The organism is Frigoribacterium sp. CFBP 13712 (assembly GCF_014842255.1).
Taxonomy (GTDB): domain Bacteria; phylum Actinomycetota; class Actinomycetes; order Actinomycetales; family Microbacteriaceae; genus Frigoribacterium.
In genome coordinates, this window is sequence record NZ_JACYVH010000002.1 from 266,201 (window position 1) to 278,950 (window position 12,750).

7 protein-coding genes and 1 pseudogene are annotated in these 12,750 nt (G+C 72.5%); 4 read left to right on the forward strand and 4 right to left on the reverse strand.

The window, feature by feature from the left end; translation table 11 throughout:
• Nucleotides 1-2: 2 nt before the first annotated feature.
• Nucleotides 3-227, reverse strand: coding sequence for a DUF3107 domain-containing protein (locus IFT51_RS15045; protein ID WP_192059787.1), 225 nt, complete (start codon nt 225-227; stop codon nt 3-5).
• 99 nt (nt 228-326) lie between these two features.
• On the opposite strand from IFT51_RS15045, the gene IFT51_RS04905 reads away from it, so the two are divergent.
• The gene (locus tag IFT51_RS04905) at nt 327-3,476 is read left to right on the forward strand and encodes a UrvD/REP family ATP-dependent DNA helicase (protein ID WP_192059789.1); all 3,150 of its coding nucleotides are present in this window, start codon (nt 327-329) and stop codon (nt 3,474-3,476) included.
• A complete protein-coding gene (locus tag IFT51_RS04910) occupies nt 3,473-6,814 on the forward strand; it encodes an ATP-dependent DNA helicase (protein ID WP_192059791.1) in 3,342 nt (1,113 codons plus the stop codon). The genes IFT51_RS04905 and IFT51_RS04910 overlap by 4 nt, the downstream gene beginning before the upstream one ends.
• On the opposite strand, the gene IFT51_RS04915 is transcribed toward IFT51_RS04910, so the two are convergent.
• Nucleotides 6,805-7,800: a phosphotransferase gene (locus IFT51_RS04915; protein ID WP_192059794.1), complete on the reverse strand. Its 996-nt coding sequence runs from the start codon at nt 7,798-7,800 to the stop codon at nt 6,805-6,807. The genes IFT51_RS04910 and IFT51_RS04915 overlap by 10 nt on opposite strands.
• Nucleotides 7,801-7,874: 74 nt before the next feature.
• Here IFT51_RS04915 and nudC point away from each other — a divergent pair, with 74 nt between their 5' ends.
• Together nudC and IFT51_RS04920 are read left to right on the forward strand one after the other, a co-directional pair.
• A complete protein-coding gene (gene nudC / locus IFT51_RS14835) occupies nt 7,875-8,807 on the forward strand; it encodes an NAD(+) diphosphatase (RefSeq protein ID WP_197981792.1) in 933 nt (310 codons plus the stop codon).
• On the forward strand, nt 8,804-10,516 hold the full coding sequence (locus tag IFT51_RS04920) for an ATP-dependent helicase (protein ID WP_371740683.1): 1,713 nt from the start codon (nt 8,804-8,806) through the stop codon (nt 10,514-10,516). The genes nudC and IFT51_RS04920 overlap by 4 nt, the downstream gene beginning before the upstream one ends.
• Here the strand turns inward: IFT51_RS04920 and IFT51_RS15325 are convergent.
• Together IFT51_RS15325 and IFT51_RS04925 are read right to left on the reverse strand one after the other, a co-directional pair.
• Nucleotides 10,446-11,294, reverse strand: a pseudogene (locus IFT51_RS15325) (TOMM precursor leader peptide-binding protein); the annotation flags it as partial. The gene IFT51_RS04920 and the pseudogene IFT51_RS15325 overlap by 71 nt on opposite strands.
• A 69-nt stretch (nt 11,295-11,363) precedes the next feature.
• On the reverse strand, nt 11,364-12,740 hold the full coding sequence (locus tag IFT51_RS04925) for a zinc-dependent metalloprotease (protein ID WP_192059798.1): 1,377 nt from the start codon (nt 12,738-12,740) through the stop codon (nt 11,364-11,366).
• Between the last annotated feature and the right edge of the window lie 10 nt (nt 12,741-12,750).

The window sequence follows — 12,750 nt, forward strand, 5'->3', positions numbered from 1 at the left end:
CGTCAGCCGACGAAGCCGACCCGGCGGCTCTCCTCCGAGCCGACCTCGACGTAGGCGAGCGACGCCGTCGGGACGAGGTAGGTCTTGCCCTTCGCGTCGGCGAGCGTCACGTACGACTTGCCGCCGTCGAGAGCGTCGGCGACGACCTTCTCGACCTCGGCCGCGCTCTGCGACGTCTCGAAGCTGATCTCACGGGGGCTGTTGGTGATGCCGATTCTGATGTCCACGAGGTCACGATATCCGACGGCGTCGGCCGTCGGCGGCGCGTTCACTGTCGGCGCAAGCGCTCGACCCGAGTGTCGGCGGCAGCCAGTAGCGTCGACGACATGGTGACCACCGGCTTCCGCCTCCCCGACGAGAAGCGCCGCGCCTCCTCGCCGCTGCGCCTCGACGAGTCCCAGGCCCGCGTCGTCGGTCTGCCCGACGGCGTGTCCGCCGCGGTCATCGGGGCCCCCGGCACGGGCAAGACCACCACGCTGATCGAGGCGCTCGTCGATCGGGTCGAGGGCCGCGGGCACGGTCCCCGGTCGGTGCTGGTGCTGACACCGGCGCGATCGACGGCCACGCGCCTCCGCGACGTCATCGCCGCTCGACTCGGCGTCCCGACACCGGGGCCGATGGCACGGACGATCTCGTCGCTGGCATTCGACGTGGTCGGCCACTCGGCGCTCCTCGCCGGCGCCGAGCCGCCCACGCTGCTCACCGGCGGCGATCAGGACTCCATCGTCCGCGAGCTGCTCGAAGGGCACGAGGCCGACGGCACCGGCCCGCGGTGGCCCGAGCACCTCGGCCCGCAGGTCCGGCGGCTGCGCGGCTTCCGGACCGAGCTCCGCGAGATGTTCATGCGCGCCACCGAGCAGGGCCTGTCGCCCGACGACCTCCGTACCCTGGCGTCTCGCCGCCCTCGGCCCGAGTGGGCGTCGGTGGCGGACCTGCTCGACGAGTACCACCGGGTGGTCGACGGTCTCTCCGGTCGGCATCTCGACTCCGCCGAGCTCGTCGCCTACGCGGTGGCCGCCCTCGACCGCGGCGAGACCGCGCCCGTGGTCGAGGGGCTCGAGCTGGTGCTCGTCGAAGACGCCCATGAGGCGACCGAGTCCACCGTCTCGCTCCTCCGGGCACTCGTCCGACGGGGCGTCGCCGTCATCGCGTTCGGCGACCCCGATCTGTCGACGAACGCCTTCCGTGGCGGCAGCCCCGACATCCTGGGTCGGCTCGGCCCACGGCTCGGCGTCGAGGTCGTCGAGACCATCTTCCTGTCGACGGCCCACCGGCACGACCCCGTGCTCCGCGACCTCGTGTCCCGGGTGACCGGGCGCATCGGCACGGCGGGTGCGGGGCGCCAGCACGCCGCGGTGGCGGGTTCCGAGAGAGCCGCCGGCGTCGGCGACCCCGTCGGCGACGTCCCGCCGATCGTGACCGTGCGGGCCGACAGCCCAGCCCACGAGATCTCGTCGGTCGCGCGTCTGCTGCGCGAGCACCACCTGGTGAGGGGCGTGCCCTGGTCGCGGATGATGGTGATCGTGCGGAGCGGTGGCCAGGTCGCCTCCGTCGCCCGGGGCCTGCAGGCAGCCGAGGTGCCGACCCGCACCTCCATCGCCGGTCGCGCCGTCCGCGACGAGCACGCCGCCCGCCACCTCATCGCGGCCGCGTCCGTCGCCGTGGGTCGAGACCGGCTCACCCCGGAGATCGCCACCGACCTCCTGACCGGGCCGTTGGCCGGGCTCGACGCGCTCGCGGTGCGCCGCCTCCGATTGGCGCTCCGTGCCGACGAGCTGTCCGCCGGCGGCACGCGCTCCGCCGATGCGCTGCTCGTCGAGGCTCTCGACGGGCCGGGGCGCTTCGTGACGATCGACTCTCGCTTCGCCGCGCGCGCCGGTCGCTTCGCCGCCAGCCTCGACGCGGCGCGGCGGGCCGCGGCAGGCGGCGCCAGCATCGAGGAGGTGTTCTGGGGCCTGTGGGAGCGCAGCGGCCTCGCGGCCCAGTGGTCGGCGCAGTCCGCGGGGCGCGGCATCGTGTCCGCCGAGGCCGACCGCCATCTCGACGGCGTCGTGGCGCTCTTCACAGCGGCCAAGCGGTTCGTCGAGCGGACCCCGGAGGCCGACGCGATCGGATTCCTCGACTCGCTGCTCGACGCGGAGGTCCCTGACGACACCCTGTCGCCCCAGACCTCCGTCGAGTCCGTGCTGGTCTGCTCTCCGTCGGGCGCCGTCGGTCTCGAGGTCGACGTCGTCGTGGCCGCCCGCCTGCAAGACGGGGTGTGGCCCAACCTCCGACTCCGCGGGGCACTGCTCGGGCCCGACGATCTCGTCGACGCGTCGCGCGGCGAGTCGGCGCCGACGTCGGCCGTCGACGATCGGGCGGCGGTCCTCTCCGACGAACTCCGCATGTTCGCGCTCACCGTGTCCCGGGCGACCCGTCAGGTCGTGCTCTCGAGCACCGAGAACGACGACGAGGGGCCATCGGTCTTCCACCGGCTGCTGCCCGACGGCACCCCCACGGCACCCGCCGGGCATCCGCTGTCGCTCCGGGGGCTCGTCGGGCATCTGCGGCACGCCCTCGTCGACTCGCCCAGGGGCGCCCGGGCCGAGGCCGCCGCCGTCGGTCTCGCCCGACTGGCGGAGGCGGAGGTGGCCGGTGCCGACCCGGCCCAGTGGTACGGACTGGCGGCCGCGACCACCACGGCCCCGCTCGCCGATCTCGACGACCCCGAGGTACGCGTCCCCGTATCGCCGTCGCAGCTCGGCGCCTTCGAGGAGTGCCCTCTGCATTGGTTCGTCGACCGCTTCGGAGGGTCGGCCCCGAACTCCGCCATGGGTCTCGGCACGGTGCTGCACGACGTCATGGAGCACGCCGTCGACAGCGACGTCGAATCGCTCTGGGCGGCGGTCGAGGCCCGCTGGAGCGAGCTGCAGTTCGAGGCGCCATGGATCGACGAGGCCGAGAAGAGACGTGCGCGCACGATGACCGAGAGTCTCGCGTCGTACCTCCGCGACTTCGAGGCGAGCGGCGCCGAGCTGATCGGCGCGGAGTCGACCTTCGAGCTCGACATCGGGGCGGCGAGACTCCGGGGTGCGATCGACCGCGTCGAGCGGACCCGCGACGGGGCCGCGGTCATCGTCGACCTCAAGACCGGTCGATCGGCCCCCACCTCGGCTGCCGCGGTGGCCGAGCACCCGCAGCTGGGCAGTTACCAGGTGGCACTGGCCGACGGGGCGATCGAGGCGGTCCCGGACGGCACACCGCCCGGCGGTGCGAAGCTCGTCATCGTGTCGTCCGGCGTCCGCGGCAAGCTCTATCGCGAGCCGTCGCAGGCCCCCTTCGACGACGAGACCCTCCAGCTGTTCCGCGATCGGGTGCGTACGGCCGCAGAGCAGATGGTGGGGCCGGTCTTCCTGGCGCGACTCGACGACCACTGCACCGGGCGCCACGGCGGCTCGTGCACCATCCACATCGTCGGAGAGGTCAGCGGATGAGCCTGACGACCAGCGCCTCCTCGGCTGCGGCGCCGATGTCCGCACTCGAACTGGCGCACATGCTCGAACTGCCCCCGCCGACGCCCGAGCAGCAGGCCGTCATCGAGGCGCCGCTGACGCCCGCGCTGGTCGTCGCGGGAGCCGGCAGCGGCAAGACCGAGACCATGGCCAACCGGGTCGTCTGGCTGCTGGCGAACGGGCACGTCCGCGTGTCCGAGGTGCTCGGGCTCACCTTCACCCGGAAGGCCGCCGGCGAGCTGGGCGAGCGGATCGAGCGGCGGATCTCGCAGCTCGACGCGGCCGGGCTCCTCGGCGATGCTCTCGATCCGTTCGACCTGCCCACGGTCTCGACCTACAACGCCTTCGCGAACGGGATCTTCCGCGACAACGCCCTCCGCGTCGGCCGGGAGAGCGAGTCGCAGGTGCTCGGCGACGCCTCGGCCTGGCAGCTCGCCAGATCACTCGTCGTCGCGAGCAGAGACGACCGGCTGGCGGGTCTCGGTCGCAGCGTCGACTCCCTCACGGAGGCCGTGCTGCGACTCAGTCACGCGCTCAGCGAGAACGTCACGTCGGCGGAGCCGGTCGCCGCCCTCGCCGAGCGGTTCCTCGACCTCGCCGGTCTGCCCTCGACGAAGGGCAGCGCCTACAAGTCCGTCACCGATGCCGTCGGGGCCGTGTCGGCGCTCCCGCCCCTGCTCGAGCTCGCCGACGCCTTCGCCGACGAGAAGGCCCGACGGGGATTCGTCGAGTACTCCGACCAGGTGGCCCTCGCTCTCGAGGTCTGCGAGACGGCACCCGATGTCGTCTCGGAGCTGCGCGACCGGTTCCGGGTCGTGCTGCTCGACGAGTATCAAGACACCAGCGTCGTGCAGACGCGCCTGCTCTCGAGGCTCTTCCGGGGCACGGGGGTGATGGCGGTCGGCGACCCGCATCAGTCGATCTACGGGTTCCGGGGGGCGAGCGCCGCGAACCTCGGGCGGTTCCCCGTCGACTTCGACGCGGCCGAGGGCACCCGCTACAGCCTGTCGACGAGCTGGCGGAACGCCTCGACCGTCCTCGACGCGGCCAACCGGGTGGTGGCCGACCTGGCGACCTCCGGCGACGACCTCGTGGGGACGCTGCGGCCCCGTCCGTCGGCCCCGCGCGGTGCGGTCGAGGTCGCCTACGAGCAGACCCTGCCCGAGGAGGCCGCCCGGGTCGCCGAGTGGTTCGCCGGCCGGCTCGCGATCCCGACCGTGGTCGACGGGCGACCGGCACGACGCACCGCCGCATTGCTGTTCCGGTCGAAGAAGACGATGCCGGTCTTCGTCGAGGCGCTGGCCGCCCGGGGCGTGCCGTACCACGTGCTGGGAGTCGGCGGTCTGCTGCAGCGGCCCGAAGTCGTCGACCTCGTGGCGTGCCTGCGGGTTCTGCACGACCCTGCGGCGGGGTCCGAGCTCATCCGCCTGATGGCGGGTGCCCGATGGCGGGTGGGCGTCCACGACATCGCCGCGCTCCGGGGGGTGTCGTCGTGGCTCTTCTCGCACGACCACGCCCAGCAGGCGCTCTCCGACGAGGTCACCGCCGGGTTCCGTGCGTCGGTCGCGGTCGGTGAGCACGGCTCCATCGTCGACGCCCTCGACTTCGTCGCGACCGCGCCTCTCGCGCACCGGCAGCTCGAGGCGTTCAGCCCCGCGGGTCTCGACAGGCTGCGCCGTCTCGGCGCCCAGCTGGCGTTCCTCCGCGGTCGGACGGGTCTCGATCTCGTCGACCTCGTCACGGTCGTGCAGCAGGAGATGCTCCTCGACGTCGAGGTGGCCGCGGCCACGGGTGCAGGGTCGGGCGGTGCCTGGCTTCAGGCGTTCGACGACGAGCTCTCGGGCTACGTCGCCACCGACGACGGCGCCTCGCTCGGAGGCTTCCTCGCCTGGCTGACGGCGGCAGAGCGCCGCGACGACATGGGCCCGCGAACGGAGGCGGGCGAACGCGGCACCGTGCAGCTTCTGACCGTGCATGGTTCCAAGGGCCTCGAATGGGACGTCGTCGGAGTGCCGCGCCTCGTCGAGGGCGAGTTCCCCGGCACGTCGCGTGCGGGCGTGGGCTGGCTCGGCTTCGGAGAGCTGCCGTACGAGTTCCGCGGCGACGCGGCCGAACTCCCCGAGCTCGGGTGGCGCGGGGTCGACGACCAGAAGGACTTCGACCGCCGGCTGAGCGAGTTCAAGACCGAACTCGTCGCGCGTCACGAGGGCGAAGAGCGCCGACTGGCCTACGTCGCGTTCACCCGGGCCAAAGACGAGCTCCTCCTGAGCGGCTCGTTCTGGTCGTCGACCGTCAAACCCCGGAAGCCGAGTCGGTACCTGACCGACCTCGCGGCCGCGGGTCTCGTCGATTCCGAGAGTGTTCCCGAGGCGCCGGAGGACGACGAGAATCCATTGGCCGAGGCCACCCGCGAGCTGCCCTGGCCGGGGGATCCCCTGGGGGCGCGCCGCGCAGCGGTCGAAGAGGCCGCCGGTCGGGTCGGTCGGCTCATCGCGGCACGACGGGCTCATGCCGAGACGGTCGAGACGGTCGAGACGGTCGAACCGACAGATCGGCGGGCGGGCGAGCAGCAGACCGATGCGGACCGCGCGCCCCTCCTCTGGGCCGCCGACATCGACCTCCTCCTGCTCGAGCGCGACGCCGCACGAGCGGGGGCGGGTCTGCTCGATCTGCCGCAGCGGATCCCGGCGTCCCGCTTCAAGGACTACGTCGACGACCCGGCCTCGGTGGCAGCAGCGCTGCGGCGGCCCCTGCCCGAGCGCCCCTACCGGGCCACGCGTCTCGGCACCCTGTTCCACGAGTGGGTCGAGTCCCGGTACCGGCCCACGGGGCGGGTCGAGGTGCTCGACGCATTCGCCGTCGAGACCGACCTGGACGACGAGCAGGTCGGCGGGACGCGGGGTGTGGTCGACCCGGACGACGCGCGTCGGCTGGCCGAACTGCAGGCGACCTTCGAGCGCTCCGACTGGGCGGCCCTCGAGCCCGTCGACGTCGAGCTCGAGGTGCACCTGCCGCTCGCCGGCCGCACGGTCATCTGCAAGATCGACGCCGTCTTCGCGCGCGGCGACCGCTTCGAGGTCGTCGACTGGAAGACCGGGCGTTCACCGGTCGACGCCGACGACCTCGAGCTCAAGCAGCTGCAGCTGGCCCTCTACCGCGAGGCCTACGCCGCGTACCGGGGCATCCCCACCGAGCAGATCGACGCGGCGTTCTACTTCGTGGCCGACGACCGGGTCCTCCGGCCGGAGCACATCGCCGACCGGGCCGAGCTGCTCGACCTCTGGGGTCGCGTCGAGAGAGGAGTCAGCCCTCAGCCGTGACGCCGTTCCGTGGTCGACAGCAGCTTCTCGACGCCGTCGATGTCGAGGGCTGCCGTCTGACCGGCGCCGATCGCGCCGCTCCGGTCGAGTTGCAGCGAGTCGACCAGGCCGCCCATCAGCTCGACGGCGTCGTCGACCACCTCGGTGCTCTTCGTGCTCGTGCCGTGCAGCAGCCACTTCGCGAGTTCGAGCTCGTGATAGAGGGTCGCCCGGTGGCGCAGCTGGTGGTCGCTCGAGCCGCGCTCGGCGTTGTAGGCGTCGAACGCCTCGTCCACCGACGACGGCGTGCCGAGCAACCAGGCGAGATCGCGTGCGGGGTCGCCGACGTGCAGCTCGTGCCAGCCGAGGACGCCGGTGACGTCGCCGCCCGAGACCAGGATCGACCCGGCGTCGAGTGCGCCGTTGACGACCGTGGGCTGGAACTGCCAGAGCAGGTGATCCTGGATCGCCGCCTCCCACCGTTCGAGCAGGGCGGCCGGCAGGAGGCGCGTCGAGGCCGCCCGGTCGACCAGCGACGCCGTCGACCGCATCGCCTCGAACGGCGTGTGGCTGGTCAGACCCGCGTCCGTGACGAAGCTGGTCGGCAGGGAGTGGATGGCCGCGATGCCCCGGCCGACGACCGCGGGCAGACCCGAATCGGGGGTGACCCGGGAGGCGGGGACGTGCTCGCCGGCGATGAAGTCGTAGACGATGCCCCGGGTGCGACCGAGGGGCGCCTGACCGCGGTACTGGGGGACGCCGAAGGGCAGGCGACCGCGGACGCCGGCGCTCAGGGCGCGCAGGGCGACGAGGTCGGCCGACTGGCGGGCCTCGGCCCGCTGCGAGCGGGGCACGCGGATGATCCAGTGCTCGCCCAGGCGCCCGTTCAGCAGCGCCGAGTCGTAGTCGCCGCCGGTCGGGGAGCCGTACGGGGCGGCCGCGGAGACGTCCAGGTCGGCGACTGCCGCCGTGGCCAACGCGGCTAGAGTGAGATGAGATCTGGCCATGCCCTCAGGGTAGGCCGCCCGGTGTGGTGCCCCGTCGTTCGCCACGCTGTCAAACCGTGATGATTGGTCGTTCGATGTCCTCGCCTCTGACGGACCGCCTCCCGCTCGCCCGGCACCAGGTCGATCGCGACTACCTGACGCGTGATCGCGCCGGCGCCGTGTCCGACCTCCTGGCCTCGGAAGACACCCGGGTCCTGCCCCTCTGGCGCGGGCGCACGCTCATGGCCTCCGAAGACCGCCTCGCTCTGCTCCCGGCCAGTGACGTCCCCATGGCCGACGACTACGTCTACCTCGGGCTGTCGCAGGCGGCCGACGCGGCCGAACCCGTCGGCACCCCGCTCGTGGCGGCGCTGCTCAGCGACGACCAGGCGCGTGCGCTGGAGTCCGACGAGGCGTCATGGGGCAGCCTCCGGGCCTTCGGCAGCGCGCTGAGCGCCCGCGACGCGGGTCTGGCGGTCGAGGCGGTCGCCGTGGCCAACTGGCACGACTCGCACCGCTTCTCGCCGCGCAGCGGTCGCGAGCTCGTGAGCGACAAGGCCGGGTGGGTCCGTCGCGACCCCGAGAACGGCCACGAGGTGTTCCCCCGGACGGACCCCGCGATCATCGTGGCCGTCACGGACGCCGACGACCGCCTCCTGCTCGGGTCGAACGCCCTCTGGGAGAACAACCGCTACTCGCTGCTCGCGGGCTTCGTCGAGCCCGGCGAGTCGCTCGAGCAGGCCGTGCAGCGCGAGATCTTCGAGGAGTCCGGCGTGAAGGTCGTCGACCCCGTGTACCTCGGATCGCAGCCCTGGCCGTTCCCGGCCAGTCTGATGCTGGGGTTCCGCGCCCGGGTCGACGTCGACGACCCCGGCGTCCTCGAACCCGACGGCGCGGAGATCCTCGAGCTGCGCTGGTTCAGTCGCGCCGAGCTCGCCGCGAGTCTCGGCGAGGTCATCCTGCCCGGCCGCACATCGATCGCCCGCGCCATCATCGAGGACTGGTTCGGCGGCGAGATCGACCAGTGACCGAGGCCGCCGAACTCATCGCCGGGCTCGACGAGCAGCAGCGGGAGGCGGCCCGTCGGCTGCTCGGTCCGGTCTGCCTGCTCGCGGGCGCCGGAACGGGCAAGACCCGTGCGATCACGCACCGGATCGCCTACGGCGTCGCGACCGGGGTCTACGCGCCGAACCGCGTCATGGCGCTGACCTTCACCTCGCGGGCCGCCGCCGAGCTCCGCGGTCGTCTCCGGGCGCTGGGCGCCGGGGGAGTGTCGGCGCGCACCTTCCACGCGTCGGCGCTGTCGCAGCTGTCGTACTTCTGGCCGCAGACGATGGGCGGTCAGATGCCGCGCCTGATCGACGGCAAGGGCAAGCTGATCGCGCACGCGGCCGAGCGGCTGGGGCTGAAGCTCGACACGGCGTCGCTCCGCGACATGGCGGGCGAGATCGAATGGCGCAAGGTCTCCCGTCTCACGCTCGAGTCGTACGCTCAGGCGCTGCCCCAGCGGTCGCTGCCGCAGAACGTGAGCCCCGAACGCGCACTCGACCTGCACGCGGCCTACGAGGACATCAAAGACGAACGGTGGCAGCTCGACTTCGAGGACGTCCTGCTCGCCACGGTCGGCATGCTCCAGCTCGAGGCGCGCGTCGCGCAGCAGGTCCGAGAGCAGTACCGGTTCTTCGTGGTCGACGAGTACCAGGACGTCTCGCCGCTGCAGCAGGAGCTCCTCGAGCTCTGGCTCGGCGACCGCAACGACCTGTGCGTGGTGGGCGACGCCAGTCAGACGATCTACTCGTTCGCGGGCGCGTCGGCCGACTACCTGCTCGGCTTCGGCTCGCGCTACGACGACGCCACCGTGGTCCGCCTCGAGCAGAACTACCGCTCGTCGCGTCAGATCGTCGACACCGCCAACCAGCTGATGCGAGGGCGACCCGGTGCGCTGCACCTGCATCCCGCCGTCGAGACCACCGGGCCCGTCCCCCCGGTCGTCGAGTACCCGAGCGACTCCGCCGAGGCCCGCGGCGTCGCGCAGACGATCGCCGACGAGATCCGATCGGGTGTCGCTCCGGAGGAGATCGCGGTGCTGTACCGGGTCAACGTCCAGGCCGCGGCGATCGAGCGGGCACTCGCCGACGTCGGCGTCTCGACCCGGATCCACGGCGCGACGAGGTTCTTCGAGCTCCGCGAGGTCAAGGAGGCGCTGATGATGCTGAAGGGCGCCGCCGTCAGCATCGTGGGCGAGCCGCTCTTCAAGACCGTCAGCGACGTCCTCCGGTCGCTCGGTTGGACTCAGGAGGCCCCCGAGCAGCGCGGCGCCATCCGCGATCGGTGGGAGTCCTTGAACGCCCTGATGGGCCTGGCCGAGGCCTCGCCCGCCGACACGACCCTCCGCGCATTCGTCGACGAGCTCCTGGCGCGGCAGGCGGGCCAGCACGAGCCGACCATGCCCTCGGTCACCCTCGCGACCCTGCACTCCGCGAAGGGCCTCGAGTGGCGGAGCGTCTACCTCGTCGGTCTCAGCGAGGGGCTCGTGCCGATCAGCTACGCCCAGAACCCCGAGGCCGTCGACGAGGAGCGCCGCCTGCTCTACGTCGGGGTCACCCGCGCCCGCGAACGCCTCCGTCTGTCGTGGAGTCAGACCGGGCAGGGCCGAGGAGGCGCGCGTCAGCCGAGCAGGTTCCTGGAAGAACTGCGCATCCGCAGTCGGAATGCGGCCGAGTCGACATCGTCGTGATCCGACCCGTCTCGAGGTCGATGCGCAGGACGGCGCCGGCGGAGCCGGCATCGGCCCGGCGGCCGCCCGCCACGAGCGGCTCCGAGTCGAGGAGTCGTCGCGCGGCCGCGGCCGCCGCCTCCCGGAGGACGAGTGGTCTGGGTCGAGCCACGGGTCGTGTGCTGAGCTGACCCGCTATCGCGGGCCAGGCCGAATCGGCGTCGCCGGCCGTGAGGTGGAGGCATCGAGCGCAGGCGGTCAGCCCCGGCACGACGAGAGGGCCGATGCGCACGGAGCGGTCGCCCGTCCGGACGAGGAGATGGGGGAGATCGCCCCGCATCCAGTCCGACGCCGTCACGGGGTCGGGGGCCGGGCCGCCCACCAGCACGCCGACGGCGGGTGGGCTCCGAGGGTCGAGTCGCACCGCACCGACGGTGTGGACCGCGGTGTGCACCGGCAGGCCCTCCGACTGCAGCAGCCTCCCGATGTCGTCGGCCAAGGGTCCGCTGCCGGCGAGGAGCACGGCGAAGGCGGGCGGAGCCTGCGTCGGTCGGCGGTCGAGGGCGGGCTCGAGCCGTGCCACGAGGCGTGCGGCGTCGAGTCGGTCGCCCCCTGTCTGGGCCAGGATCGCGTCGACGCCGCCGTCACCCAGTCCGTGCGCCACAGCCCAGACGAAGGTCTCGTCGAACGCCGTCACGTCATGGAGGACGACGTACGCGCGTTCCACGCCGATCTGCAGAGTCGAGGGGTCCCGCCAGACGACGGCGGTGTGCGGGGGGAAGCGGAGAGGGCGGGACATCCGACGATCATGGTCGCCGACACGGTGGTCGACGCGGTTGTCCACAGGCGCCCCGGCCCCTCGTCCGATTCAGCGCTCGGGGGAGGACCCGGGTTCTCCGGCGGCGCCGTCGCCCCCCTCGTGCGGCCGATCGCCGGACGTGTCGTCGAGGAGCTCCGCGATCGCGCGGTCGACGTCGTCCAGAGCCGGCTCGGCGTCGGTCAGTCGAGCGATCAGACCCTGCGGGTCGTCGATGTCCTCGCTGGAGGGCACGATGTCGGGGTGCGACCACAGCGAGTCGCGGCGTTCGGCACCCACGGCCTCGGTGATCGCCGACCACATGGCCGCGGCCTCGCGCAGTCGCCTCGGGCGCAGCTCGAGACCAACGAGGGTCGAGAACGCGGACTCGGCGGGGCCACCGGCCGCGCGACGACGACGGACCGTCTCGGCGATGGCGCCCGATCTCGGCAGTCGTGCCGTGGCCTCGGCCGTGACGACGTCGACCCAGCCCTCGATCAAGGCGAGCATCGTCTCGAGGCGGGCGAGCGCGGCGAGCTGCTCGTCGGACTTCGGCGGGATCAGAGCGCCGCTGGCCATCGCGTCCCGGAGCTCGTCAGGGCTGGACGGGTCGAAGTCGACGGCCAGCGCCTCGAGGCGCTCGGTGTCGATGCTGATGCCCTGGGCGAATTCGCGGATCGACGAGATGAGGTGGAGGCGCAGCCACCGGGCGTGGCGGAACAGGCGGGCGTGCGCCAGCTCGCGGACGGCGAGGTAGATCTGGATCTGGTCGGTCTCGATGTCGAGGCCCTCGCCGAACGCGGCGACGTTCTGCGGCAGGATCGCGGCCTGCTGGTCGTCGAGCAGCGGGATGCCGACGTCGCCGCCCGAGACGACCTCGAGCGAGAGCTGACCCACCACCTGACCGAGCTGCATGGCGAAGAGCGTGCCGCCGACGCTGCGCATCACCTGGCTGGCACCGGCCAGCAGCGACTGCATCTCCTCCGGGGCCTGATCTCTCAGCACGCCCGTCAGCGAGTCGGCGATGGACGATGCGACCGGCTCGGCGAGCTGACTCCACACCGGCATGGTGAGACGCGACCACTCGGCCCGGGTCACCAGTCGCGGCGCCACCGTCAGCTCGGAGACGAACGTGACGTCGTCGAGCCACAGGGCGGCGACGTGGAACGCCTGCTCGAGAGCGGCCCGGTCGGCGGCGGGCGTCTCGACGGCCGATCGACTGCCGGCGGCGACGGCCTGCTCGGTGGCGACCTTCCAGTCGATCCCGTCACCGCTGCTGTCGACGGCGTTCTGCAGCTGGCTCATCAGCCGGGCCATGAACGCCGGGTCGTCGGGCAGGCCCGCCACACCGGCGAGCTGGGCCGGGTCGATCTCGGAATCACCGGACAGGAACTGGCGCAGCATCTCGCGGAACTCGTCCTCCGGCCCGCGCTGCGAATCATCGGTCATACGAACTACG

Bases quoted from the DNA above. Each gene is read 5' to 3' on its own strand.
- IFT51_RS04905 (WP_192059789.1), top strand. From the start codon at position 327: ATGGTGACCACCGGCTTCCGCCTCCCCGACGAGAAGCGCCGCGCCTCC.
- IFT51_RS04910 (WP_192059791.1), top strand. From the start codon at position 3,473: ATGAGCCTGACGACCAGCGCCTCCTCGGCTGCGGCGCCGATGTCCGCA.
- IFT51_RS04915 (WP_192059794.1), bottom strand. From the start codon at position 7,800: ATGGCCAGATCTCATCTCACTCTAGCCGCGTTGGCCACGGCGGCAGTC.
- nudC (WP_197981792.1), top strand. From the start codon at position 7,875: ATGTCCTCGCCTCTGACGGACCGCCTCCCGCTCGCCCGGCACCAGGTC.
- IFT51_RS04925 (WP_192059798.1), bottom strand. From the start codon at position 12,740: ATGACCGATGATTCGCAGCGCGGGCCGGAGGACGAGTTCCGCGAGATG.